Annotated in this window: 25 protein-coding genes and 1 tRNA gene; 11 read left to right on the forward strand and 15 right to left on the reverse strand. The window is 28.4% G+C overall.

Annotated elements, in window-relative coordinates:
- Window positions 1–7: 7 nt before the first annotated feature.
- The 6 genes from gyrA (at window position 8) to QML81_RS00810 (ending at window position 6083) form a co-directional block, all read left to right on the forward strand.
- The gene (gene gyrA, locus QML81_RS00785) at window positions 8–2479 is read left to right on the forward strand and encodes a DNA gyrase subunit A (RefSeq protein ID WP_281951290.1); all 2472 of its coding nucleotides are present in this window, start codon (window positions 8–10) and stop codon (window positions 2477–2479) included.
- Entirely contained in the window at window positions 2466–3494 is a 1029-nt protein-coding gene (locus QML81_RS00790; protein ID WP_281951291.1) for an aspartate-semialdehyde dehydrogenase, read from the forward strand. Before gyrA ends, QML81_RS00790 begins: the two co-directional genes overlap by 14 nt.
- Window positions 3491–4009 (forward strand): YqhA family protein, encoded by a 519-nt coding sequence (locus QML81_RS00795; RefSeq protein WP_281951292.1) that lies wholly within the window; start codon window positions 3491–3493, stop codon window positions 4007–4009. The genes QML81_RS00790 and QML81_RS00795 overlap by 4 nt, the downstream gene beginning before the upstream one ends.
- Window positions 4010–4018: 9 nt before the next feature.
- On the forward strand, window positions 4019–5041 hold the full coding sequence (hemE, locus tag QML81_RS00800; protein ID WP_281951293.1) for a uroporphyrinogen decarboxylase: 1023 nt from the start codon (window positions 4019–4021) through the stop codon (window positions 5039–5041).
- Window positions 5038–5958 (forward strand): radical SAM protein, encoded by a 921-nt coding sequence (locus QML81_RS00805; RefSeq protein WP_281951294.1) that lies wholly within the window; start codon window positions 5038–5040, stop codon window positions 5956–5958. The genes hemE and QML81_RS00805 overlap by 4 nt, the downstream gene beginning before the upstream one ends.
- Window positions 5959–6008: 50 nt before the next feature.
- Window positions 6009–6083: transfer RNA gene (locus tag QML81_RS00810), tRNA-Asn, on the forward strand.
- 78 nt (window positions 6084–6161) lie between these two features.
- On the opposite strand, the gene QML81_RS00815 is transcribed toward QML81_RS00810, so the two are convergent.
- From QML81_RS00815 to QML81_RS00850, 8 genes are all read right to left on the reverse strand, one after another.
- Window positions 6162–7211, reverse strand: a complete 1050-nt coding sequence (locus tag QML81_RS00815) for a tyrosine-type recombinase/integrase (RefSeq protein ID WP_281951295.1) — start codon at window positions 7209–7211, stop codon at window positions 6162–6164.
- Window positions 7147–7473, reverse strand: coding sequence for a helix-turn-helix domain-containing protein (locus QML81_RS00820; protein WP_281951296.1), 327 nt, complete (start codon window positions 7471–7473; stop codon window positions 7147–7149). Before QML81_RS00820 ends, QML81_RS00815 begins: the two co-directional genes overlap by 65 nt.
- A 9-nt stretch (window positions 7474–7482) precedes the next feature.
- Window positions 7483–8832: a hypothetical protein gene (locus QML81_RS00825; protein ID WP_281951297.1), complete on the reverse strand. Its 1350-nt coding sequence runs from the start codon at window positions 8830–8832 to the stop codon at window positions 7483–7485.
- A gap of 196 nt (window positions 8833–9028) precedes the next feature.
- Window positions 9029–9286: a hypothetical protein gene (locus QML81_RS00830; RefSeq protein WP_281951298.1), complete on the reverse strand. Its 258-nt coding sequence runs from the start codon at window positions 9284–9286 to the stop codon at window positions 9029–9031.
- A gap of 92 nt (window positions 9287–9378) precedes the next feature.
- Window positions 9379–10401, reverse strand: coding sequence for a hypothetical protein (locus tag QML81_RS00835; protein WP_281951299.1), 1023 nt, complete (start codon window positions 10399–10401; stop codon window positions 9379–9381).
- Window positions 10398–11270 carry a hypothetical protein gene (locus QML81_RS00840; RefSeq protein WP_281951300.1) on the reverse strand — a complete coding sequence of 291 codons (873 nt, stop codon included), beginning with the start codon at window positions 11268–11270 and terminating at the stop codon, window positions 10398–10400. The genes QML81_RS00835 and QML81_RS00840 overlap by 4 nt, the downstream gene beginning before the upstream one ends.
- A gap of 255 nt (window positions 11271–11525) precedes the next feature.
- On the reverse strand, window positions 11526–13106 hold the full coding sequence (locus QML81_RS00845; RefSeq protein ID WP_281951301.1) for a DNA/RNA helicase domain-containing protein: 1581 nt from the start codon (window positions 13104–13106) through the stop codon (window positions 11526–11528).
- The gene (locus QML81_RS00850) at window positions 13103–14968 is read right to left on the reverse strand and encodes a DNA/RNA helicase domain-containing protein (RefSeq protein WP_281951302.1); all 1866 of its coding nucleotides are present in this window, start codon (window positions 14966–14968) and stop codon (window positions 13103–13105) included. The genes QML81_RS00845 and QML81_RS00850 overlap by 4 nt, the downstream gene beginning before the upstream one ends.
- Window positions 14969–15428: 460 nt before the next feature.
- On the opposite strand from QML81_RS00850, the gene QML81_RS00855 reads away from it, so the two are divergent.
- From QML81_RS00855 to QML81_RS00865, 3 genes are read left to right on the forward strand one after another with little or no spacing between them, the layout of a single operon-like run.
- Complete coding sequence (locus QML81_RS00855) at window positions 15429–15590, forward strand: hypothetical protein (protein ID WP_281951303.1); 162 nt, start codon at window positions 15429–15431, stop codon at window positions 15588–15590.
- Window positions 15591–15617: 27 nt separating this feature from the next.
- Window positions 15618–16757, forward strand: coding sequence for an HNH endonuclease domain-containing protein (locus QML81_RS00860; RefSeq protein ID WP_281951304.1), 1140 nt, complete (start codon window positions 15618–15620; stop codon window positions 16755–16757).
- Window positions 16745–17122 carry an HIT family protein gene (locus QML81_RS00865; RefSeq protein WP_281951305.1) on the forward strand — a complete coding sequence of 126 codons (378 nt, stop codon included), beginning with the start codon at window positions 16745–16747 and terminating at the stop codon, window positions 17120–17122. Before QML81_RS00860 ends, QML81_RS00865 begins: the two co-directional genes overlap by 13 nt.
- A 73-nt stretch (window positions 17123–17195) precedes the next feature.
- On the opposite strand, the gene QML81_RS00870 is transcribed toward QML81_RS00865, so the two are convergent.
- Both QML81_RS00870 and QML81_RS00875 read right to left on the reverse strand, forming a co-directional pair.
- Window positions 17196–17729, reverse strand: coding sequence for a lipid-binding SYLF domain-containing protein (locus QML81_RS00870; RefSeq protein WP_281951306.1), 534 nt, complete (start codon window positions 17727–17729; stop codon window positions 17196–17198).
- Between the two features lies 1 nt (window position 17730).
- Window positions 17731–18825 carry a methyl-accepting chemotaxis protein gene (locus QML81_RS00875; protein WP_281951307.1) on the reverse strand — a complete coding sequence of 365 codons (1095 nt, stop codon included), beginning with the start codon at window positions 18823–18825 and terminating at the stop codon, window positions 17731–17733.
- Window positions 18826–18952: 127 nt separating this feature from the next.
- On the opposite strand from QML81_RS00875, the gene QML81_RS00880 reads away from it, so the two are divergent.
- Together QML81_RS00880 and QML81_RS00885 are read left to right on the forward strand one after the other, a co-directional pair.
- Window positions 18953–19285, forward strand: a complete 333-nt coding sequence (locus tag QML81_RS00880; protein ID WP_281951308.1) for a hypothetical protein — start codon at window positions 18953–18955, stop codon at window positions 19283–19285.
- Window positions 19282–19722 (forward strand): acyloxyacyl hydrolase, encoded by a 441-nt coding sequence (locus QML81_RS00885; protein WP_281951309.1) that lies wholly within the window; start codon window positions 19282–19284, stop codon window positions 19720–19722. The genes QML81_RS00880 and QML81_RS00885 overlap by 4 nt, the downstream gene beginning before the upstream one ends.
- On the opposite strand, the gene QML81_RS00890 is transcribed toward QML81_RS00885, so the two are convergent.
- The 5 genes from QML81_RS00890 to mnmA all read right to left on the reverse strand — a co-directional run bounded on the left by QML81_RS00890 (window position 19712) and on the right by mnmA (window position 24652).
- Entirely contained in the window at window positions 19712–20281 is a 570-nt protein-coding gene (locus QML81_RS00890) for a ComF family protein (RefSeq protein ID WP_281951310.1), read from the reverse strand. The two genes, QML81_RS00885 and QML81_RS00890, sit on opposite strands and share 11 nt — an antisense overlap.
- A gap of 1 nt (window position 20282) precedes the next feature.
- Entirely contained in the window at window positions 20283–20777 is a 495-nt protein-coding gene (locus QML81_RS00895; protein WP_281951311.1) for a hypothetical protein, read from the reverse strand.
- A 9-nt stretch (window positions 20778–20786) separates the two neighbouring features.
- Complete coding sequence (gene lepA / locus QML81_RS00900) at window positions 20787–22577, reverse strand: translation elongation factor 4 (protein ID WP_281951312.1); 1791 nt, start codon at window positions 22575–22577, stop codon at window positions 20787–20789.
- Window positions 22578–22663: 86 nt separating this feature from the next.
- The gene (locus QML81_RS00905) at window positions 22664–23593 is read right to left on the reverse strand and encodes a ribose-phosphate pyrophosphokinase (protein WP_281951313.1); all 930 of its coding nucleotides are present in this window, start codon (window positions 23591–23593) and stop codon (window positions 22664–22666) included.
- 30 nt (window positions 23594–23623) lie between these two features.
- Window positions 23624–24652 carry a tRNA 2-thiouridine(34) synthase MnmA gene (gene mnmA, locus QML81_RS00910; RefSeq protein WP_281951314.1) on the reverse strand — a complete coding sequence of 343 codons (1029 nt, stop codon included), beginning with the start codon at window positions 24650–24652 and terminating at the stop codon, window positions 23624–23626.
- Window positions 24653–24677 lie beyond the last annotated feature (25 nt).

Raw genomic sequence — 24677 nt, forward strand, 5'->3', positions numbered from 1 at the left:
TAAAGAGATGGCAGATCTTTTTGAAAAAAGTCAAGATATTCAAGAGATAGATATAGAAGAGTCAGTAAAGACAAGTTATCTTGATTATTCTATGAGTGTTATTATCGGTAGGGCTCTACCAGATGCAAGAGATGGATTAAAACCAGTTCATAGAAGAATACTTTATGCAATGAATGAGCTAGGTCTTACAAGTAGAGCTGCATATAAAAAGAGTGCAAGAATCGTAGGGGATGTTATAGGTAAGTACCATCCTCATGGCGATACTGCTGTATATGATGCTCTTGTTAGAATGGCTCAACCTTTTTCAATGAGAATTCCTTTAGTTGATGGACAAGGAAACTTTGGATCTATCGATGGAGACAATCCTGCTGCAATGAGATATACTGAAGCAAGGATGACCTCTATTGCAGAAGAGCTTTTAAGAGATATTGATAAAGATACTGTTGATTTTGTTCCAAACTATGATGATACTTTAACTGAACCTGATGTTCTACCAAGTAGAGTTCCAAACCTTTTACTCAATGGCTCTAACGGAATTGCAGTTGGTATGGCAACAAATATTCCACCACATAGGCTTGATGAACTTGTGGACGCATTGCTTCTTTTGGTTGATAATCCAGATGCAACACTTAATGAAGTTATGGAACATATAGAAGGGCCTGATTTTCCAACTGGTGGGATTATATTTGGAAAACAGGGAATTTTAAATGCCTATAAAAGTGGACGTGGAAGAATAAAGGTTCGAGCAAAAACCCATATAGAAAAAAAGGGAAATAGAGAGGTTATTGTTATAGATGAGCTTCCTTATCAAGTAAATAAAGCAAGACTTATTGAACAGATTGCAAATCTTGTAAAAGAAAAACAGATTGAAGGAATTAGTGAAATAAGAGATGAGAGTGATAGAGAAGGAATAAGAGTAGTAATCGAATTAAAAAAAGATATATTTAGCGATATTGTTTTAAACAATTTATATAAATCAACAAATATGGAAATAACATTTGGAATAATCCTTTTAGCAATAGTAAATAAAGAACCAAAAGTCTTTACACTGATAGAACTGTTAAATCTATTTTTAAATCATAGAAAAACAATAATTATTAGAAGAACAATTTTTGAACTAGAAAAGGCTAAAAAAAGAGCTCATATTTTAGAGGGTCTATTAAAAGCGCTTGAAAATATTGATGAGGTTATTAAAACTATTAAAGCAAGTGAAGATACACCAAGCGCAAGAACAGCTTTAATAGAAAAATTTGATTTAAGTGAAATCCAAGCAAATGCAATTTTAGATATGAAATTGCAGCGTTTAACTGGACTTGAGAGAGAAAAGCTTGAAAATGAGTATAAAGAGCTTTTAGCTGAGATTGAAAGGCTATCAGCCATTTTAAAAAGCGAAGAGAAATTAAATGAGATTATAAAAGAAGAATTAACTGAAATAAAAGAGAAATTTTCAACTCCAAGATTAACTGAAATTGTAGAAAGTTATGAAGAGATAGATATAGAGGATTTAATACCAAATGAGCCCGTTGTTGTAACAATAACTCATAGAGGCTATATAAAAAGAGTTCCTCTAAAACAATATGAAAAACAAAAAAGAGGCGGAAAAGGAAAGACCGCAATTACAACATATGAAGATGATTTTATTGAAGATTTCTTTATATCAAATACTCATGATACTTTAATGTTTGTAACAGACAAAGGCCAACTTTATTGGCTAAAAGTTTATAAAATTCCAGAGAGTTCAAGAACAGCTAAAGGTAAAGCTGTTGTAAATCTTTTAAATCTTGAGCCAAATGAAAAAATTAAAGCAATTATTCCTACAACAGATTTTAGCGAAGAAAAATCTTTAGCATTCTTTACAAAAAATGGTATTGTAAAAAGAACAAATTTAAGTGAATTTAGCAATATTAGAAGCAAAGGCATAAGAGCTATTTCTTTAGATGAAAATGATGAGTTAATTACTGCAAAAATAGTAAAACCAAGCACAAAATGGCTCTTTATAATAACAAAAAAAGGAATGTGCATAAGATTTCCTGTAACAGATGTTAGAGAGATGGGCAGAAGCGCTAGAGGTGTTACAGGAATAAGATTTAAATATCCTCAAGATATGGTTGTTGGAGCAGAAACTATTGAAAATGAAGAACAAGAGCTATTAACAGTTAGTGAAAAAGGAATAGGAAAAAGAACTGAAGCAAATGAATATAGAGAGCAATCTCGTGGTGGAAAAGGTGTGATTGCTATGAAACTCACTCCTAAAACTGGAGATGTTGTAGGCGTTGTTACAGTTGATGAAGATAAAGATTTGATGGTATTAACAAGCATTGGCAAAATGATAAGAGTAGATATGCAATCAATAAGAAAAGCTGGAAGAAACACAAGTGGAGTAATGATAGTAAGACTTGATAAAGGTGATAAAGTAGTAAGTATTGCAAAATGTCCAAAAGAAGAAAAAGAAGAAGGAGCAGAAGTTGAGGAAAGTTAATGTAGCAGTAGTTGGTGTTACCGGAGCCGTCGGTGAGGAGATGCTGAGAGTTTTAGAAGAGGTTGATTTTCCAATAAACAAGCTAGTACCTCTTGCAAGTGCCAGAAGTGCTGGAAATAAAATAGAGTTTAAAAATGAAGAGTATACAGTTTTAGAATTAACTGAATCAGTTTTTGAAGAACAAGAAGTAGAAATTGCGCTATTTAGTGCAGGAGGAAGTGTATCAGCACACTATGCACCATATGCAGCTGAAGCTGGTGCAGTTGTCATTGATAATACAAGCCACTTTAGAATGGACCCAGAAGTTCCATTGGTTGTTCCTGAAGTAAATCCACAAGATATTGCAGCATGGAAAACCAAGGGAATCATTGCAAATCCAAACTGTTCAACAATTCAGATGGTACAAGCTTTAAAGCCGATTGATGATATTTTTGGAATTAAAAGAGTTGATGTTTCAACTTATCAAGCAACAAGTGGGGCTGGAAAAAGTGCAATGGAAGAGATGGTTATGCAGATGAAAGATTTTTTCAATTTTAAACTTGATGAGAGTAAACACAAAAAGTTTCCTCACCAGATTGCACTAAATGTTATCCCACAAATTGATAAATTTATGGATAACGGATATACAAAAGAAGAGATGAAAATGGTTAATGAAACCAAAAAAATAATGCATAAAAATATTGAAGTAAGTGCTACTTGCGTTAGAGTTCCAGTTCTAAGAGGACATAGTGAATCAGTAACTATATGGCTTGAAAAAGATATAACTGCTGAAGCTGCAAGAGAAGCTTTATATAATGGAAAAAATATTGTAGTTATGGATGAACCTCAAAATAGTATCTATCCTATGCCAATAACTGTTGTAGATAGGGATGAAACATTTGTTGGAAGAATAAGAAAAGATATATACAAAGATAATGTTTTACATATGTGGGTTGTAGCAGATAATTTAAGAGTTGGTGCAGCAACAAATGCTGTAAGAATTGCTCAAAAATGGCTTGAAATGGAAGGACAATGAACTTTATAGAAAAAATTTTTGAAAGTACCCTTTGGCAAGGAAGGCTCCTTATCCTTTTAGCTGTTATATTTGGTATGGTTGGAGCACTTGTTTTATTTGTTGTAGCAAGCTTAGATATTTATCATGTTGCAACTTATACTATAAATGTTTTAACTTCTCATTCCCATCCAGAAAATTTTCATGAAAAAATAGTTGGAGAAATCATAGGTGCAGTAGATCTGTATCTGATTGCAGTAGTTATGCTTCTATTTAGTTTTGGACTATATGAGCTTTTTATATCAAAAATAGATATAGCAGAAAAGAGTGAGAGTTCTGGAATATTAAAAATAAAAGATTTAGACCAATTAAAAGACAAACTGGCAAAAGTTATCGTAATGGTTTTAATAGTTAGCTTTTTTAAAAGAGTTATAAATATGCAATATAACACTCCCCTTGAAATGCTATATTTTGCCATATCAATATTTGCTTTAGCAATTGGTTTATACTTTTTACATAAAGGTTCACAACAACATTAAAGGATAAATATGGTTTTTATTGATGCATGTTTTAGAAAAAAAACTCCATATACACCGATTTGGATGATGAGACAAGCAGGCAGATATCTGCCTGAATATATGGAAGTAAGAAACAGAGCTGGAGACTTTTTAACTCTTTGCAAAAATCCAGAAATGGCAGCAGAAGTAACACTTCAACCAGTTGAGATTTTAGATGTAGATGCAGCTATTTTATTTAGTGATATACTTGTTATTCCTCTTGAGATGGGAATGGATCTAAGATTTGAAAAGGGTGAGGGCCCAATCTTTAGTGATCCTGTAAGAACTATGAAAGATTTAAATAGACTTTATGATTATCCAGAAGAGAAATTAACTTATGTTTATGATACGATTAAATTAGTTAGAGAAAAACTTCCAAAAGACAAAGCTCTTATTGGATTTAGCGGCGCTCCTTGGACTCTTGCTACATATATGGTAGAGGGAAGCGGCTCTAAAACATATGCAACTATAAAAAAACTTATATATACTGATCCAGAATTTATGCATGCACTGATGATCAAAATAACAGAAGCTGTAAAAGCATATCTTGTTAAACAGATTGAATCTGGTGTAAATGCAGTACAAATTTTTGATAGCTGGGCAAGTGCTCTTGAAAAAGATAAATTTTTTGAATTTAGCTGGGATTATATGGTTGATATTGCTGAATTTTTAAAAGATAAATTTCCTGGAATACCTGTTATACTATTTCCAAAAGGTATTGCTGGATATCTTGACTCAATTTATGGAAAATTTGATGTATTTGGTGTTGATTGGTCAACTCCTATGGATTTAGCAAAAAAACATCTTGGCCAAAAGTATGTTCTTCAAGGAAATATGGAACCTACAAGACTTTATAGCAAAGATGCAACAAAAGAGGGAGTAGAAAAGATAATAGAAGTAATGGGCGCAAAAGAGGGTCATATTTTCAATCTTGGTCATGGAATGCTTCCAGACCTGCCAGTAGAAAATGCAAAATATTTAGTTGAATTAGTTCACGATTTAACAAGAAGATGAAATATATTTTTGGTCCTGTAAACTCAAGAAGATTTGGGCTTTCTCTTGGAATAGATTTAAGCCCAGATCAAAAGATATGCAATTTTGATTGTCTGTATTGCGAATTAGAACCTGCAAAACCTACAGATAAAATATTAAATCCTCCAAATGTTGATGAAATTGTAAAAGAGGTAAAAGAGGCTCTCAAAAAATATAAAGATATAGATGTTATAACAATAACTTCCAATGGTGAACCTACACTTTATAAAGATTTAGATAAATTGGTTGATGAATTAAATAAAATCAAAGATAATAAAAAACTTCTGATTTTATCAAATGGATCGCTAATATATAAAAAAAATATCCAAAAAACATTATCAAAAATTGATATAGTAAAACTATCTCTAGATTGCGCAACAAAAAGCTGCTTTAAAAAGCTTGATAGACCACTAAAATCAATATCAATTGATCTAGAAAAAATTATAAATGGAATGATTGAATTTAGAAAAATTTATAAAGGCACTTTAATTATTGAAATTCTTGTAGTAAAAGGTATAAATGATAAAAAAGAAGAATTTGAAAAATTAAATGATGTTTTACAAAAAATAAAACCAGATAGAGTAGATATAGGTACAATTGACAGACCTCCTGCATATAGAGTTGAACCAGTGTCTTTTGAAAAACTTTTTGAATTGTCAAACTATTTACAAAACATTCCAATCAATATAGTTTCAAGAAAAGATTCAAAAAATTTTGAAAAAGAGTTAAATGAAGATGAGATTTTAAACACCCTTAAACATAGACCTTTCACACATGATGATATTAAAACCGTTTTTTCAAAAAGTAGTATTAAAAAATTTGAAAAGCTTTTAAAAGAAAAAAAGATAGGTGAGAAAAAAATTTCCAATGTAACTTTTTACTATACTATTGACAAATAAGAAAAAATCTTTTATAATTCTACTCGTCTTTCAAAGAGAGCCTTTGAGATTCCGGATTAGCTCAGTGGTAGAGCAACCGGCTGTTAACCGGTTGGTCGCAGGTTCGAATCCTGCATCCGGAGCCACTTGTTTTAAACTCCCATTTTATGGTACTTTTCTAATCATTTCTATCAGATTGTGCCCAAATTGTGCCAACTTTTTTATTATAGCAAAAATTGAGCTCTTTTAACTTTTTCTCTTTTTCTATATTTTGCATATTTAGTTAAAGTCATTGATGGATCAGTATGTCCAAGCATATTTGAAACCCATAGAATATCTTCGCCATTTTCAATCATTATTGTTGCGAAAGTATGTCTCATCTGATATATTGGACGATATTTCATACCAAGCTTTTCAAGAAGCTTTTTCCAATGAGTATTTCTTACTCTCTTAATATCGTAAAAGTGCTCGCCATTTTTATTAAGAAATACATAACTATTATATTTTCCAGTTCTAATAAACTGGTATTTTAGGTAGGGAAGCAGAGGATCTATAATATCAATTGTTCTGATACTGCTTTCAGTTTTAGGCTCCTCTATTCTACCCATTTTTATTGTTCTTCTTATATGTATCTCTTTTTTATCAAAATCTACATCTTCCCATTTCAAACCAATTAATTCACCGCTTCTCATACCAGTATAAAAACCTAAAGCACAAAAAGATTGAAGCCATCCTTCAGACTTATTTAAAATTTTTTTAACCTCTTCCAAAGTGAATGATTTCACCTCAACTTTATTTAGTTTGGGCACTTTTACTTTAGATATTGGATTTTTTTCTATTATTTCATCTTTAATAGCATCTTCAAATATAGTGTGCAATACAGCCCTTATGTTTCTTACTCTTCTTGGTTTTAACTTCTCTAAAAGCTTATTTTGCCAAATAGCTATATCAGATGGCTTTATCTCATCAAGTCTTTTATCTCCAAAATATGGCTCAATATGCTTTTTAAGAGAAATATTGTAATCAATTTTCGTACTTTCTCTTCTTTCAAACTTATGCAATTCAAAACTTACTTTTGCATATTCAGAAACTGTTGGCACTTTGTTTTCAAAGAACTCTCCAGAATTTAGCTTAAAAAGCAATTCTGGTATGATTTTTTGTTGGGCAAGTTTGCGATTGGCTTTGGTGTCATCTAATCCTAAAGACTTTCTATATCTTTTTGATTGATGATAAAATGTTATGTACAATTTGCCGTTGCGACTGGTTAATGTCATCTTTGTCCTTTCCGACCACCCAATCGTCAATCGCAACTCTGTCAAATAAAATTTTACCAGCTTTTTTGAAATAGTGAATATTTTCTATGAAATATTCATTTTTTAGTTTATAGATCCTGTCTTTGGAATATCCAAGATATTGGCTAAGCTCTTTTACATTAAGCCACCTTTTTTGACTGCTGTTTGTCAATGCTTTTTTAATAGCTTCTATATCTTTTTCAATCTTTTCTATTTTGTTAAGATTTTCAAACTTTATGTCCATTCTCTCCCCCTATATGTTAATTTCAGCTTCAAGGTTTCGTTTTACTATCTCCTTGTAAAGCAGTTGATACCTTGTCTTGATAAAATCATTTTTATTAGAATTTTCATTTAGCTCTTTTGTTATCTTTTGATACTCTTGTAATAATTCATAATTACTGAGTCTTTTTACAGATCTTAATTTCAAAGGCTTGATTATTTCTCCATTTGGCAACCATCTTAGATTTTCTGTTTCACCATTTTGTTTATGGAGTGTTATTGGTGTATAAAAATGCTCTTTTGAATAGCAGTTTGTCTTTAATGATTTCTCTACTATCTCAAAAAGTTCTTCATAAAGCTCTTTGGTTATAAGAATATTGTGAGCATTTGCCTTTCTTGCAAGTCTTATGTGCTCATGTATAAACATTTCTTCATTAAATAGATAACTTTTTGATTTTATTCTTTCAAGAGGTGTTTGTATCTGCATAAACTCTTTGATTTCATATGAATTTTTGATATGTAGCCAAAGAGGATCCGTTTTAGCTCTGTATCTATTTTTCTCTTTTATAGTTTCAGGCAAAACAAGCCTTATCTCATCCATTGCTTTTTTAAAAAGTGATTCTGCATTTTTTAAAAGATCTTCTATTGTGTCTATATTATAGTTTTTCAGATACTGCCTATGCATCTCAAATTCAATATTGAATATCGACTCTTCTAAAGAGAAAGCATTGTTTAGAAAAAATTCCTGCATCAATATTGATTTATTACTGTTTAGCATTTCAATTTTTTTATCATAAATTCTAAGCATAAAAGGTTTTTTGCCAATATATATTGTTTCAAGTCTTTTAGAGTTATATAGCTCTTTATAGATTAGTGTTGATTTTTGTTTTCTTGTTACAAACATATCTTTATTTACAAAACTCATATCATATTGTATGAATATATTTAGATCAGCTCTTGTTACAGTTTTATAACCATTTATAAAATCTTGCAAGATATTATCAATTAGAGTAAGAAGAGATTTAATACCAATAGTATATATTCCATCAGTCAGAAGCTGTACTCTTATATTGTGTAGATTTTTATTTGTATAAGGATCTTTAAATCCGATTTTAAAAAAACGATTTGTATCTTGAAGCCAAATGAAACCCTCAGCATTACCAAGAAATTCAAGTGTCAAATCTTTTAAGGCTATTATTATATCTTTGTTTTTAATTTTTATATAGTTATTCTCAAAATTATCTTTTGTAGTTTCTATTTGATCTAATATATTTAAATATAGATCATCATATCTTTTGTTAGTTTCTAAGAAATAGTATAGAGTATCTATACCAGAAATAGTTTTTGGTTTGTTAATTAGTTTGATATTTTTTTGTACATTCATTTTTTCTCCTTTTTTATTTTTGTGTTTTGTATAGGGGTGTTACTAATACCCCTATATTTCGCACCGCATTGGAGTCTCATCGCAGAACTGCATCTCTTCTCCAATGCTGCGCAACTTCTCAGAGCTGACGCCTCAATGCAAATCTATCTTGCAGCAACATTTCAAGCTCGTTGTCAGACCTCCGCAAAGCTACGGCCTATATGCCATAAAATTGGCATTTACCGATAGTTGCTACTTCTACTTCAACATCGCTGTTTTCTTTGCCTTTGTATTTGATAATTTTCTCTTTAGGGATAGATATATCCAGTAGTTCGTTTTTATATCCACCGTTTCTCATAGGCTTTTTGACTAAGAGTTGTAATTTTGTTTTTCCTTTGACAACTTCACCTGTTTCTTTATTTACATAATCTGCCTGTGTAAATATGTGCAATAAATGACCTTTTAAGATAAGCATTTTGTCTCCTTTTATTTTTTGGAGACTACCGGTAGTCTTTTTTGGTTTTTTGTAACGTTACATTGAAAGTTTAGATAAATGGAGAATTTTTGTCAGGAGGAATATTTTGGATTTATTCGAATAAGTTCCCCTGGATATTTTTGTAAAAACTGTATTACAGGATTTTTCATATATATTTCAAATAATTTATTAAATACATTTTCATTAATTTTAATTCCATATAATTTTATTTCATTTAATAATTTATTTTTAATATATTCTTGTTCTATTTTAGTTAATGAAGTCTTCTTTGAAGCTGCAAAAATTGGAAACCAATTAATAGAAGATTTGATGTAAATATGTCTTTTAAATTCATACATATTAATATTTTCTTCAAATATATCATAAATAATATTTTGAGTTAATATTTCTGAATTTCTAACAGGTATTTTCATAATAGATTTAAATTGGTAAAACAAAAGTATTCCTAAACTTTTTATCACTGCTTTTTTCGTGGTCCTTTGTGTTAAGAAAAAATCCAATGCATTAAATATAGTATCAATATTTTCTTCTGTTTCCTTAGATAATAAACTAATTTTAAATATATCAGTTATTAATAAATTATGTAAAAAAAATTTCGTCAATTCTTTATTTTTGTAGTATACTGTAGATAGGAAATATTTTATTCTTGCTTCTTTTTTATTTGACAAAGAAAATCTTCCAACTAAATTTTTCTTATAATGTAATCTAAAACTTTTAATCTCTTTAAAATCTGATTGAAAAGCTGCGAACTTTTTAGGATAAAGGTTCGAATTTTCTATAATATTCAAGATTTTCATGGTTTCAGTTATGAAGTATAAAGATTTATATAATTCAAGTGAAATAATATTGTTATCATAAAAAATAAAAGTTTGATTACTTTCATCTACTTCCCAATGTAACAAAATATTTCTTATTTTTTGACCATTAATTTCTGGATGATTAGCAATATATTTTTCTAATGTTTTTGAATATACATTTTTAAGTTTAGAATTTGGAATGTTTTTTTGCAAACAATATTGAAAATTTTTGACGAAAAGATCAAATTTGTAATATTCATCCAATTCTTGGAGTAACTGATTAATTTGTTCTATCATGAATTGTTAGTATAAAATATAAATCCAGTTTGTTCTAAATCATGAACAATATTTTCTAAACATTGTTCTCTCGTTTTACCATTAGCTCCTGCATTTATTTCCGGTATGAAATACATTTCACTTTCTAAATCATTGAAGACTTCTCCTAGTTTGCTAAAAAATATATTTTTTAATTCTATATTTTGATCAAAATAATCTAACATATCGCCACTATGTGAATTTCTACCATTTTGGCCCCATAAATGAATAGCATTAATATTGTGCTTAACTGACTTGATTTTCTCCATTGTCTCATTAAGTACTTTTGGGTCTTTTTTTGCTTTTTCATAATTTAATAATTGTGGAAAATCTACTATTAATTTTAATGAAATTTTCTCTTTATCAATGATATTAAATAACTCTATAAAGTCATCTATTCCACTTATTCTAAAACCATTCCTATTTTCTATTAATATTTCACATCGAATATCTTTATTTAAAAAAATGTTTTCAAAAACTTTAAAATATTCAATAAATTCATTCAAATTTGTCGATCTACTATTTGGAGGATGAATTTCAATAATTTTTGGTATTTTGCCGTCTAAAAGTTCTATTAAAAAATATGCAAATTCTCTTGCCCAATTTTTTGAAACCCACAATTTTGGCTTTCCTGGATTTGGTTGAGCAGTTACTAAAGATTTATATTTTTGGATTACGTGATTATTGAAATTTCTTTTTTTAGCAGAATACTCAGTATGTAAAGAAAAATTATTATTTTCTAAATAACTTGGTAATTTATTAATATCAAAATGAGCTGCAACTTCTATAATTCGAGGTTTTATATATACTGGATATTTTAAATTATGATATTTTATTGGTATTAATTTCATAATAATCCTATATTCTATGATTTATTATAACAATTAGCTTTCAATTTTTTAGCTATTAATATATCTGCTTCTAGTAAATCATTTTCTAATAGTTTGTGTATCGGTATCCAAGCAATTTTATTATAGACTTTTAACTGAATATTATCGGTTTGCAATTCCGACCAAATTGCAATAATTTCAAACTTTACATCAAAATATTCATAAATCTCTTTATTAAATATTTTTTTGCTTTTATATTATTTATCAAAAAAATTTTTATTTTTTAGTTATTTCTACTATTTTTTTTAGATAATGTGTTAAGTTTTTATCCATACAATAAACATAACATCCCTTTAGACCTCTTGATAATAATACTCTATATGTATTTCTTATTATTTGATCTTTTTTTTCATCATCTGTACACCCTTTTATCGTCCTATCATCACTTGCTCTAGCCTTAGAATCTGTTTTTATCATATTTTCCTTAAAATAAAGATCTTTCCCAATGATTACTCCAACATACTCCATCTCCATTCCCTGAACGGTATGAATACATCCAACATTATTTTGTTGCTGAGTATCTATGGACCACTTAAACTGTTTTTTCCAATCATTTTGCTCATGAAGATTCCACTGCCATTTATATTTTCCTATTTCAATATCAAACAATTTTTTATTATTTTTACTGACCCAATCCCAACAGTAGCCGGCAGTAATCCTTGCATTTTTTTCTTTACAATTTTGAACGAACTCATCAATATCTTCGCAAATAACGATATCATAATCAATCACGCCATTAAATTTTTTATTGTAAAGAATATGATCAATCCAATTTAGATAGTTTACAGAGCCATTACATCGAAACTGTTCATTTAGCTCAAAAATTTGATCTATATAATTATAAATCTCATCACCAATATCCTCACATGACACAACTTGTTTGTCATCATAAAAAAAGAGAACTTTTTTAGATTTTTGCAATATATTTTCTAGTTGATCTTTTTGCAGTCTATGGGCTTCATCTACTATAGCAATATCACAATCATTTATATATCTTGGTGATTTAAATCCAAGATTATACTGATTTTCATTTAAAATACTTTCATAAACAATTCGTGGAGTCGAATTTTTTGTTATATATGAAGAGAGCATATTTTTTTGCAGACAAAAAAAATGTAGATTTAGTGCTAGTACGCTTTTGCCGCTTCCGGGCATTCCTTTTATCATAATAGATTTACTATCGGATTTCAGTATTTGATATGCTATTTCTCTTTGAGTTGTCGATAATATAAAATTACTCTCTCCTTTTTGAATCTGCTTTATTACCTCTATAAGTTTTTTTTGCGGCTTTATTTCAAATTTAAAACTGCTATTGGGTTGTTTTAATACCTGTTTTAAAAAACTATTAAACTTTTTATATTCTCCTTTGTAAAAAACTTTGGAATTATATTCTTTTATTTTCCCTTCAAAATTATGCATAAATACAACGGTATAAATCTTCTTTTGCAAATCTGTAAAGAGTTGAAAATGTTTTTTATAATTTTCAACCTGTAAAGATGGATTTATTTTATCCTCTCCAAGAACATTTATAAGTTGAGAATCTAAATTCCTGCACTTTTCTCTACTCCATTGCTTTAATTCAATAAAAACAATACTTTCTCCAACTATAACTGCATCTACTCTTTCTGGTGAATTTGGAAGAGAATATTCCAAATATATTTCATACTCATCCAAATCTATTAAAGCTTTTTGAAGATGCGGTAAAGAATTTTGCCATGATCGAAATTCTGAATCTGAAGTATTTTTGGTTTTCAAGAAGGAAAAATCTTTTAATTTTTGAAACTCTTCTATTTTCATTTCAAACCAACTCTATCTTTAAAATATGCAAGTGTCTCTTCATCGACACAAAAAATATAGCAACCTTTACTGCCTCGGCTCATGAGAGTTTTATAGGTATTTTTTATAATTTTATCTGCTGTTTCCTTTGCAAGTTGAGGATTTTTTTTATATAAAGTTTTATAGCCCTTCAGTGATGCGTCAGTTTTGGCTCTTTTTTCCGGTCTGGTTATAACTTTACCATCTCTTACAATTAAATCCGGCCCTATTATGACACCAATATACTCTATTTCTAATCCTTGACATGTATGAATACATCCTGCTTCATTTATTGATGTGGGTTTCATTATCCAAAGACTTCCATCTTTTGCTAAATTCCATTTCATCTCAAATTCACCTATTTTAATATCACATTCACTTTTTAAATCAGCTCTTTTACTTATCCAATCCCAGCAATAACCCGCCACTATCCTTGCATTAGTACCTTTTGTATTTTTTTCAATGATCGCTTCTTTTAAATCATTTGGATTATCAAATACCTTAAAATCGTAATCTATCCCTTCTAACGTATAATTGGCTGTTGGTCGAATTTGTAAAACATTATCTAACCATGCTATATAGCCATCTGAACCATTACACCTAAACTGCGATTCAAGCTCCATTTCTATAACTTGGGCATTCAATGCATTAGCCCATTTTTTTATTTCATCTTTTGTCCCAATATCTTTTAATGTTACTCTTTGATCCTCATCTATAAAAAATACAGTAGTTTTTGCAGCATGAATAATTTCTTTAATCTGATTTTCTCCAATGCTTTGAAACAAACCGGACTTCTCATTAAGCCTATGAGCTTCATCAACAATTAATAAATCATAATCATTTTCTTCATTATTTACAAATGATCCTGAACCTGTAAAAAGATTTGAAATTTGACTTTTTTTTAAAGTACCTGAAAGTTTAGCTTCATATACAGCCCTTGGAGCAGCATTTTTTGTTACATATCTGGATAATAATCCTTTTTGAATAGTACTAACCAATAAATTTATTGCAACAACTGATTTCCCTGTCCCTGGACCTCCTTCTACAATAATAACGCTTTTTTTATTATCTATTTTATTTTTGTTTGTAATATTAATTACTTTCTCATACACAAGTTTTTGTTCGTCTATCATGATAAATTCTTGATTGCCTTGTATTAATGAAACTAAAGTATCAGCTAAATTTTTTGAAGGAGCTAGCTTACTATTTTCAATTATTTCTAATATTTTTTCATCATCAGGATAAACAATATTTTCCAAAATAAAATTTTTTAATTTTTTTGCATCACTTTTAAAAAAAAGTGGAGCTTTTTTAATATATTCATTATAAAAATTATTATTTATTTGATTATCAGGCAAATAATTATGCAAATATACACATGGCTTTACTTGAATATTTTTAACTCGAATTGATAAATTAAAATCTTCTAATAAACTCTTGTATGACCATGCTTGATATGATGGATGCACTACTTCTCTCATTGCATTTGCAATATAAGTCTTAACAATTGCATCTTTATCTGTTTTCTCAACTTTTTCCCACTGCTTTAATTCCACTATTATTAATATATTTTCTTTTTTTTCATTTTTACCTGCAATTATTAAATCTATGCGTTTAGATGTCATAGGAATTTGATATTCTACAGCAATTGAAGCATTTTCCGGAATTTTTTCGTCAGATAAAATTTTATACATTCTTTCTAAAGAATTTCTCCAAGATAATTTTTCTGAAGAAGATACAGATTTCATTAAAACTTTTTTAAAAATGTCAAAAATAATTGTTTCAATTTGGCCAGAAAATAAATCTTCTAAAAATTCTTTTTTACTTGCTAAATAAACAATCATTTTATAATCCATTTATTTTTTATTATTTTATTATTTTATTATTAATTACTTATGAAACTGTGCCCAAATTGTGCCCAAAATTGACACAATTAAGCTAAATTAAAGGATTTGACAGAATTGCGAAAGTTCGATTTTATGGTCTTTTTTAGTTTTTTATGAAGTTTCAAATTAGCTCCTGCATCCGGAGCCACTTCTTACATAACCATTACTCTTTAAAAATATTAAAAAATTTACTTCATTTTTTAATTCCTTTAGTTAAAAGATCATAATACTATACAGACTCCAATCAATTTACCACATTTAATATCTACAAAGGTTAATATCATTGTTTCATATTATCTGCTTTTAATATTAATCAAAAATTTTTAATCTATAATTTACTATAACTACATATATAAGTTTTTTTTTTAAATTTTGAAGATATAATAGATTTATTAAATTTTGTTTTATATGGAAAATTATGTTAAAAAAAATTAATTTTAAAACTCCATATAATACTTCCGAATCAGATATCATTAAAGAATTTTTCACTCCTGCATTTGCAAATTCTATTTTTTATAAAAGAAGAGTTGGATATTTTACTTCAGGATGGCTGTCCCAAAATAAAATGCAAAAGGTTTGACAAAAATTTAACAAAAAAGTTTTGTAAATGAATTTTGAAAAATTTAAAACTGTAAACTTTATAATTGAAAGAGATAGTAAAGATACCACATATAAATTTGCCTTACTTAGAGCAGCAATAGAGTCTGTCCAAGAATTTGAACATCTAAAAAAAGAAATAAATAATAAAGTTTTATTTCCACTTGGAATACTTATTCAAAAATGGATTTTGTATTATTATCCTTTATTAGAAAATGGAATACCACAAAAACATGGAAAAAGAAATCTTGCTTTTCAAAAATTTTTCATAAGGGTAATTGATTATTACAAGGATAAAGGTGGAATAAATGCACTTTATTCAGATATTAAAAGAGGAACTATTCCAACAGAAATAAAGGTGGATTTTTTAAATCTTTTAAAAAAGTTAAAAGAAACGATAATAAACATGCCTATGAAATATCTAGGAAAATCCTATTTTGAAAAAGAATACTCTATATTTCAATATAATCAAGACAGCAAAAGAATCACATCACAAGATAAAATAGACCAACAATTTTTTATAGAAAAATTTGGAACATTTTCAATCTCAAAAGAGATATATATAGTTTTCCTTTATTTAGGTTCATTTATAAATGGAACAGAATCAATATTATACAAATGGGCTGAGTTTTCAGTAAAAGCCGATCAGAAGGGAAATTTTACAATTGAAAAAGTATTAGATAAACTTTTAATATCTCCAGAAGATGAAAGGGATGTTTTATTTGCACAACATATTTATAAAAATCTAATACACAAAAATAGGAAGATAGAATGCGTATGGAGCGGAAAGGCAATAGCAAATGAACATTTACTTAATGTAGATCATGCAATACCTTTTTCAATATGGAAAAATAATGATTTATGGAACCTACTTCCTACTCATAAAGATATAAACCAAAAGAAAAAGGATAAGATACCTTCTCCAATGTTAATTACAAAAAGAGAGGAAATAATAAAATATTACTGGGAAATATTGGAAAAGGAATACAAAAATAAATTTAGAAAAGAAATAGTAACAGATTTAATAGGGTTTGAAAAAGTTAAAAATGAAAGTAATATAAAAGAAATTTTAGAAAATGGGATAATACAATTAAAATCAAAAGCAAAATATTTAATAGAAATTAGGGGGTATGAAGAATGGAACATATAGATTGTCCTTTTTGCAATCCATCAAAAGAAGATATAGTTATGAAAAATGAGCTTTGCTATGCAAGGTTTGACAAATATCCAGTAAGTAATGGACATCTTTTAATAATCCCTTTTAGACATTTTGATAATTATTTTGATGCAACAAAAGAAGAAAAAATAGCAATTATAAATCTAATTGACAATGCAAAAAATTTTTTAGATAATGAATATAAACCAGATGGCTATAATATAGGTGTGAATGTAGGATATACTTCAGGACAAACCATAATGCACGTTCATATTCATTTAATTCCAAGATATAAAGGAGATATTGAGAATCCAAGAGGCGGAGTTAGAGGAGTTATTCCTGAAAAAAGAATTTATTAGAAGCTGATGGTATGAGTAAAATTCATTTAGTATTATCTATTGGATATATTGTTTATTGAAATAATATATAAAATCATTTTTTTATCTTACTTATCTTGCTTCCTTCAAGAGTTAAGTTGTACATTAAACCTTTATTGTTAAATATAAATCCAATAACTGGATCTTTTATATCTAAAGTATTAACATCTTCACCAACACCCCATTTTACAATAGCGACTGAGCCATCTACCCCTACTTTCCATCCATCAGAGTTTCTAAAATCTTTTAATACTTTATTATTCATAAATAAAATAACAATACTTTTTTTCTGAACACCAAGTTGAAAGCCTATAGATGCACTTACAATATTATAATAATCAACAATTTTTTTATTTATAAGAAGAGCTCCTTCTCCATACTCTCCACCAATTCCAAAGCCAGCTTTATATACATTTGGAAAAACTAGTACTCCTTTTGCTTTTTTAAGAAGCTCATTGGAACCTTTTACTTGCTTTTTAAACTCTTTTATAGTCTCTTTGATTTCAACATTTAACTCATATTTTGATGCAGAATATAATGGTGAGAGAAAAAAAAGTAAAGTAAAAAATAAAAATATAATCTTTTTCATTTTAACTCTCTTCATCTTTTTCAACAAGTATCTTATCTAATATTTCAAAAACTTTTTTACTTCCTTCTTCCATTTCTTTTACAGCACTCATTAAATTTTCTAAATCTATTTTTTCAACTTTTAATAGATTAAATATCTTTTTTGTACCTTCATGAACAGTTGCATGTGGAGATTCTAAAGAGATAAAACTTGGAGTATTAGAAAAATATTTTTTCCCTTCTCCTTCATAATACCATTTTCCAAGTCTACAATCATGATAATCTACATATTTAAACATCTCTTTATGTTTTGCTATAGACAAATAAGTATTAACTTTCCATATTACATGGTCTAATTTTGCAAGACCCATAAATACTCTATTTGCAACTTTTAATATTTTTTCAAATGTATCACTTACTTTTTGATTCATAATATAAAGTTCATTTTTAAATCCATCTATCTTTTTATCAATTATTTCAATTTTTTCACTAACATCAGTTGCTTTTTTCCCAACATCGTCAATCTCTTCTTTCATAGATTTTAAAATATTATCAACCTCTTTAACGGCCTTTTGAGTTCTATCAGCAAGACCTCTTACCTCTTCAGCCACAACAGAAAACCCTTTCCCAAATTCACCAGCCCTTGCTGCTTCTATTGCAGCATTTAAAGCTAAAAGATTAGTCTGCTCTGAAATCTCTTTTATTAAAGATAAAATTTTATCAACCTCTTCTGCTCTTTGAAGTAGATCACCAACACTATCTTTTGATTTATGAGCAGTAGAATTTAAAAGATTTGTATCACCCATGATAGATGTTATACCTTCAATTATCTCTTTAAATTTTTCATTCAAATCTGTTGCTGAAGCGATAGTATGCTTTACTTCTCCTACAGATTCTGAAAGATTTCCTTGTATATCTTTTAAACCCAATTGAAGATTTTGGTTTTCATATTCAAAAAGAGTTTTAAAGTCATCTTTTTTATTTTGTCGATTTTGCTTTAATTCATTTAACTCTTTTTTTAAAGTTTCTTTTTCATCTTTTAAAAGCTCATTTTCTTTTTTTAAATTTTCAATTAACTCTTTCAATTTTTTTTCATTACTGTTATTAAATCCAAACATAACTTTTCCCTTAAAACATTGAGTTATTATTAAAAATTCATTTGAAAAAATTATAACATAACTAATTTTTATTTTTCATCTAAGTCTATTTTGTTATACTAAAAAAAATATTTTAAGGAGTAAAGGAATGAAAATTTCTAATGAGGGATTATTGACTCAGCTGGGCTACAATATTGATGAAAAAAGTTTAAAAGAGTTGGAGATTATTGCAAATAATACTCCAGGTTTTGAAAATATAAAAAAGCATATAATTGCACTTAATGACCATCTTAAACCATACTCATCATATGTTGCTATGTCAAATTCAAATCCATATTTTAAAATCAAAATTGATACTGATAATGAAAAATATATAAACGAAGCAAAAGATATTATCACAAAATGGGCTGAAAAATATAATGTAGAATTAAAAAAAGTTGAAAATAAAAATACTTTTTATATTTTGGGAATTAAAAAGTGAGGTTTTTACTCATTTTTATTCCCCTATTTCTTTTTGCTGATAGCTTTTTCTTAGATATTGCAAAAGATACTGATAGTAACAATAAATATTTTGCTTTAGGAATTTCTAAAAATACTCCAATTTACTCATTACCTACATATACATCTATAGATGTTGGTGGATGGGGTAGTAATGAAAGCTTGAGTTTTGTTTCAATTAATGAGGGAATAAAATATGGAGATAGACTATTTTTAAAAGCTCAAATTGGACTATCTTTGATTTCAAATACAACAAAAAATCTCTCAACAACTTTGGAATTTTCTGAAAAAGTATCAATTGGTACCTATATTGGCAAAAATAGCTTATCTCTATTTTTTAGACATTTTTCTAATGCTAATATTAAAAAACCAAATGGAGGTGAGAGTTTTATAGGATTATCTTTTTTAACTAATTTCTAGCATCAGCAAGAGTTAGTGCAAACAAAGGATTGCAATATTTTTTAATTTCACAATATGCCTCTTTTAATGTTAAACCTGTTGTAACAATATCATCTATTAAAACAATATCTACATTTTTTGGTCCATTATATATAAAATCTCTTGTATTTTTAATTCTATATTCATAGCTTTTACCAGAATAAGTAATTCTGTTTTTTGCAACTAACTTATTATATAATGGAATAAAAGTTTTGCTTTTTAAACTATTCGATAGAATAGCAGTATGAGAATATTGATCTATTTTTTTACTCTCTATTGAAAGGGCATATATTTTTTCTTCACTTTTAAATTCATTGGAAAATTTTTTAAAAGAGTTTTGTGCTAATATCTCAAAAATAAAACTTCCAATAAAATGGTGTTTTGTTTTTATTAACTCTTCAATCTCTTTATATTTATAAAAAGAGTAAACATAAAAATCTTTTGCAATTTCTCTTTTAATTAATTTTGGTGTTAAAAACTCTTTTTGACAGCTATTACAGATAAGTTTTAATGAAAATCTTTCACATATAAGGCATCTCAAACTAACTCTTTAAGATTTTATATACTTGAACAACTGCCTCATCTATTAGTTTTTTTGTAAAATCTTCTATACTTTTTGCACTATTTATTGGAGCTATCCAGCGGCTTTCCTTTAGATCTATAATTCTAACTTTTTTAACACCATCTTTTTCAAATTCAACTTTTATTAATATAGAACCTTCTAAGTTTTCTCCAGTAAGTTTTGATTTATTATAAATTAAAGAGAGCTTTTTTATATAGATATCTGCTTTTTTATCTATATTTTCCAATTTTTTTGCAAAATATTTTTCAAGATCTGTAGAAAATGTTATATCTGCTTCTATTTTGCCATTTTTGTAAATATATCCGATTATATTTTTGTTTTTCCTTTGATCAACTATATGAACTAAGCTATTTTTTATAGAAGAAAATTGATCATTTATGTATATATTTATTCCTCTATTTGCACATCCTACCAAAAATATAAATAAAGTAAATATAAAAAAAATCTTTTTCATGATAAGGCCTTAATCAATTTTTAAAACAGTTAAAAAGGCTTCCTGTGGAAGCTGAACTTTTCCTATAGATTTCATCCTTTTCTTACCAGCTTTTTGCTTTTCAAGAAGTTTTCTTTTTCTTGTAATATCTCCTCCGTAACATTTTGCAGTAACATTTTTCCCCATAGATTTTACTGTCTCTCTTGCAATTATTTTATTTCCTATACTTGCTTGAATTGCAACTTCAAAAAGCTGCCTTGGAACAATCTCTTTCATCTTTTTAACAAGCTCTCTTCCTCTGTAAAAAGCTTTCTCTTTAGGAACAATAATAGATAAAGCATCAACTACTTCACCAGCAACTCTTACATCAAGTTTTACAAGATCTCCTTCTTTATAATCACTTGGCTCATAGTCAAAACTTGCATACCCTTTTGTTACTGTTTTTAATTTATCATAAAAATCCATAACAATTTCATTCATTGGTATTTCATACTCAAGCAAAACTCTATCTTCTGTTAAATATTCCATCTTTTTTTGAGTGCCTCTTTTCTCATTTACCAATGTTATAACATTTCCTAAAAACTCAGTTGGAGTAATAATTGTAGCTTTTACATATGGCTCATAAATCTTTTCAATCTCTTGAACTGGAGGCAATTCACTTGGATTTTGAATCTCTATTTCACTTCCATCAGTTTTTAATACTTTGTATGTAACAGTTGGTGCAGTTGCAATTAAATCAAGTCCAAATTCTCGCTCTAATCTTTCTTTTACAACTTCCATATGCAAAAGACCTAAAAATCCAACTCTAAAGCCAAATCCAAGTGCAGCAGATGTTTCAGGCTCATAAGTTATAGCTGCATCATTTAGTTTTAGTTTGTTTAATGCATCTCTTAAATCTTCAAATTTATCAGTTTCAATTGGATAAAGTCCTGCAAATACAAAAGGTTTAGCCTCTTCAAATCCTTCAATTGGACTTTTTGTTGGATTTTTTGCATCAGTTATTGTATCACCTACCTGAACATCTCCAATGTTTTTAAGACCCATTACAACAATACCAATTTCACCTGTTTTAATAGTATCAGTTTTTATTGGAGATATAGGGTGTGGATACATAAGTCCTAAAACTTCATGTTTTTTATTTGTACCCATTACAAGAACTTCTTGACCTTTTTTTATCTCTCCATCAAATACTCTAACAAGTGCCAAAGCTCCAAGATAGCTATCAAACCAGCTATCATAAATCAAAGCTTTAGTAGGAGCTTTAGAATCTCCTTTTGGTGCTGGAATTCTTTCAATAATTGCATCAAGAAGCTCTTTTATTCCTTGTCCAGTTTTTGCACTTACCTCCAATGCATCAGAACAATCAAGTCCAATAGTATTTTCAATATCCTCTTTTACTCTATTTGGGTCTGCTGCTGGAAGATCGATTTTATTGATAACCGGAATTAATTCAAGATTGTTTTCTAAGGCAATATATACATTTGCAATTGTTTGAGCTTCAACTCCTTGGCTCGCATCGACTACTAAAAGTGCCCCTTCACTTGAGGCAAGAGATCTGCTAACTTCATAACTAAAATCAACATGTCCCGGAGTATCGATAAGATTTAATATATATTCTTTTCCATCTTTTTTATATTTTAATCTAACACTTTGAGCCTTTATAGTAATACCTCTTTCTTTTTCTATATCCATAGTATCAAGAAGCTGCTCACTCATTTTTCTCTCTTCTACAGCACCACACTCTTGAATCAATCTATCGGCCAAAGTGCTTTTTCCATGATCAATATGTGCAATGATGGAAAAATTCCTAATATTTTCCACGATACTCCCTATTTTAGTATTTAGTTTTAAGATTTAAGAGTTAAGACTAAAAATTTTACTTAACACTTAATTCTTAACTCTTAGCTCTAAATAAACAAACTATTAACACTCTCATTATGATAAACTCTTCTTATAACCTCAGCAAAAAGAGGAGCAACTGTTAAAACTTTTATTTTATCAGTCTCTTTTTTCAATGGAAGAGAATTTGATACAACAAGCTCATCAAGCTCACCATTTTCTATTCTCTCATATGCAGGACCACTTAAAACTGGATGAGTACAACATGCCATAACTGAGTTTGCACCTTTTTCTTTTAAAGCCTTTGCAGCTTTAACTATTGTTCCTGCAGTATCAATCATATCATCAACTAAAATAACATCTTTATCTTTTACATCACCTATAATATTCATAACTTCTGACTCATTTGCTTTTTCTCTTCTTTTATCAACAATAACCATATCAAGACCCAATCTACTTGCAAAATATCTTGCTCTTGCAACACCACCGATATCTGGACTTGCAATGATTGGATTTTTTAAATTTTTATTTTTAACATAATCCATAAAAATAATTGCACCATATAAATTATCAACCGGAATATCAAAAAAGCCCTGAATCTGGCCAGCATGAAGATCAATAGTAATCACTCTTGTAATTCCAGCTTTTTCTATTAGGTTTGCAACAAGTTTAGCTGTAATCGGAACTCTAGGGGCTGCTTTTCTATCTTGTCTAGCATAGCCAAAATATGGAATAACAGCTGTAATTGTATTTGCGCTGCTCCTTCTTAGAGCATCAGTCATTATTAATAGCTCCATTAAATTATCATTTGCAGGAGACCCAGTTGGCTGAACTATAAAAACATCTCTACCTCTTACAGACTCTGAAATTTGTACATTTATCTCACCATCACTAAATCTACTAACAGTAGCTTTGCTTAAAGGTACATCAAGATACTTAGCAACCTCTTTTGCAAATTCTGGATGTGAAGTACCTGAAAAGATTTTATAACCTCTCATAATATCTCCCATAATTTTTTTGAAATTATATCAAACTATCCATCCACCACCAAGAACTTTTTCATCCTCATAAAAAACACCAGCCTGCCCACTTGCAACTCCATAAACACCTTGATACATTGTGACTTCTGCAATGTTATCTTTTATTTTTGCAAAACATGGAACTTTAGGCATTCTATATCTAACTTTGATAGAAGCTTCAAAGCTATCTTTTTCTTCAAACATATTTAAATCTTTCAAAATAACTTTTGTAGTTTCTAAATCCTCTTTTTTACCTACAACAATCTGGTTTTTTTCAGGAATGATTTTTAATACATAATGAGGATGTTTTGCCCTATAAACTCTAAATCCTTTTCTTTTTCCTATTGTATAGTGCATATAACCTTTATGTTCACCTATAACATTTCCATTTTTATCTAAAACTTCGCCCGGCATATCAACTTTTGTAAAATCTTTTAAAATATCTATATAGCTCTTTTCCACAAAACAGATTTCACTACTCTCTTTCTGTTCTGCAATCTCTTTTAATATTGGGATATTTTTCGCAATTTCCTTTACATCTTCTTTAAACATATCTCCTAATGGAAATATTACTCTTGGAAGAACTTTCTTTTCTATATTGAAAAGAAAATAGCTTTGATCTTTACTTTTATCCTTTGCTTCATACAAAAATTTTCCATCAGTTTTTACATAATGGCCAGTTGCTAAAAACTCTGCACCTTTATAATCTGCATAATCAATCAAGGCACCAAATTTTAAGTATCTGTTACATACAGCACATGGATTTGGGGTTTTACCTTCTATATAAGTTTCAACAAATGGAGTATAAACTTTTTCTAAAAAATCTTCAGTTTTATCTAAAACATCTACTTCTATATCTAAAAATTTTGCAACTTTTTCAACATTTTTTATATTTTTTTTATGGTACTCTTCATTTTTATGTAGTTTCATATATACGCCAATAACATTAAATCCCTTTTTCTTCAATAGATAAGCTGTTACTGAAGAATCAACTCCTCCACTCATTGCAACAAGTACTTTACTCAAATTTTTCTCCATTTATTTTTTCTTTTTTTTCTTTACT

It is taken from the genome of Nitrosophilus kaiyonis, from assembly GCF_027943725.1.
Classification (GTDB): Bacteria; Campylobacterota; Campylobacteria; order Campylobacterales; family Nitratiruptoraceae; genus Nitrosophilus_A; species Nitrosophilus_A kaiyonis.

Coding starts and splice junctions, on each gene's coding strand:
- QML81_RS00835 (WP_281951299.1), bottom strand. CDS start 10,401: ATGATAGAACAAATTAATCAGTTACTCCAAGAATTGGATGAATATTAC.
- QML81_RS00840 (WP_281951300.1), bottom strand. CDS start 11,270: ATGAAATTAATACCAATAAAATATCATAATTTAAAATATCCAGTATAT.
- hemE (WP_281951293.1), top strand. CDS start 4,019: ATGGTTTTTATTGATGCATGTTTTAGAAAAAAAACTCCATATACACCG.
- QML81_RS00860 (WP_281951304.1), top strand. CDS start 15,618: ATGAATTTTGAAAAATTTAAAACTGTAAACTTTATAATTGAAAGAGAT.
- QML81_RS00880 (WP_281951308.1), top strand. CDS start 18,953: ATGAAAATTTCTAATGAGGGATTATTGACTCAGCTGGGCTACAATATT.
- QML81_RS00845 (WP_281951301.1), bottom strand. CDS start 13,106: ATGAAAATAGAAGAGTTTCAAAAATTAAAAGATTTTTCCTTCTTGAAA.
- QML81_RS00870 (WP_281951306.1), bottom strand. CDS start 17,729: ATGAAAAAGATTATATTTTTATTTTTTACTTTACTTTTTTTTCTCTCA.
- QML81_RS00895 (WP_281951311.1), bottom strand. CDS start 20,777: ATGAAAAAGATTTTTTTTATATTTACTTTATTTATATTTTTGGTAGGA.
- QML81_RS00820 (WP_281951296.1), bottom strand. CDS start 7,473: ATGGACATAAAGTTTGAAAATCTTAACAAAATAGAAAAGATTGAAAAA.
- QML81_RS00865 (WP_281951305.1), top strand. CDS start 16,745: ATGGAACATATAGATTGTCCTTTTTGCAATCCATCAAAAGAAGATATA.
- QML81_RS00855 (WP_281951303.1), top strand. CDS start 15,429: ATGTTAAAAAAAATTAATTTTAAAACTCCATATAATACTTCCGAATCA.
- QML81_RS00825 (WP_281951297.1), bottom strand. CDS start 8,832: ATGAATGTACAAAAAAATATCAAACTAATTAACAAACCAAAAACTATT.
- mnmA (WP_281951314.1), bottom strand. CDS start 24,652: ATGGAGAAAAATTTGAGTAAAGTACTTGTTGCAATGAGTGGAGGAGTT.
- QML81_RS00875 (WP_281951307.1), bottom strand. CDS start 18,825: ATGTTTGGATTTAATAACAGTAATGAAAAAAAATTGAAAGAGTTAATT.
- QML81_RS00795 (WP_281951292.1), top strand. CDS start 3,491: ATGAACTTTATAGAAAAAATTTTTGAAAGTACCCTTTGGCAAGGAAGG.
- QML81_RS00830 (WP_281951298.1), bottom strand. CDS start 9,286: ATGCTTATCTTAAAAGGTCATTTATTGCACATATTTACACAGGCAGAT.
- QML81_RS00850 (WP_281951302.1), bottom strand. CDS start 14,968: ATGATTGTTTATTTAGCAAGTAAAAAAGAATTTTTAGAAGATTTATTT.
- QML81_RS00815 (WP_281951295.1), bottom strand. CDS start 7,211: ATGACATTAACCAGTCGCAACGGCAAATTGTACATAACATTTTATCAT.
- gyrA (WP_281951290.1), top strand. CDS start 8: ATGGCAGATCTTTTTGAAAAAAGTCAAGATATTCAAGAGATAGATATA.
- QML81_RS00905 (WP_281951313.1), bottom strand. CDS start 23,593: ATGAGAGGTTATAAAATCTTTTCAGGTACTTCACATCCAGAATTTGCA.
- QML81_RS00805 (WP_281951294.1), top strand. CDS start 5,038: ATGAAATATATTTTTGGTCCTGTAAACTCAAGAAGATTTGGGCTTTCT.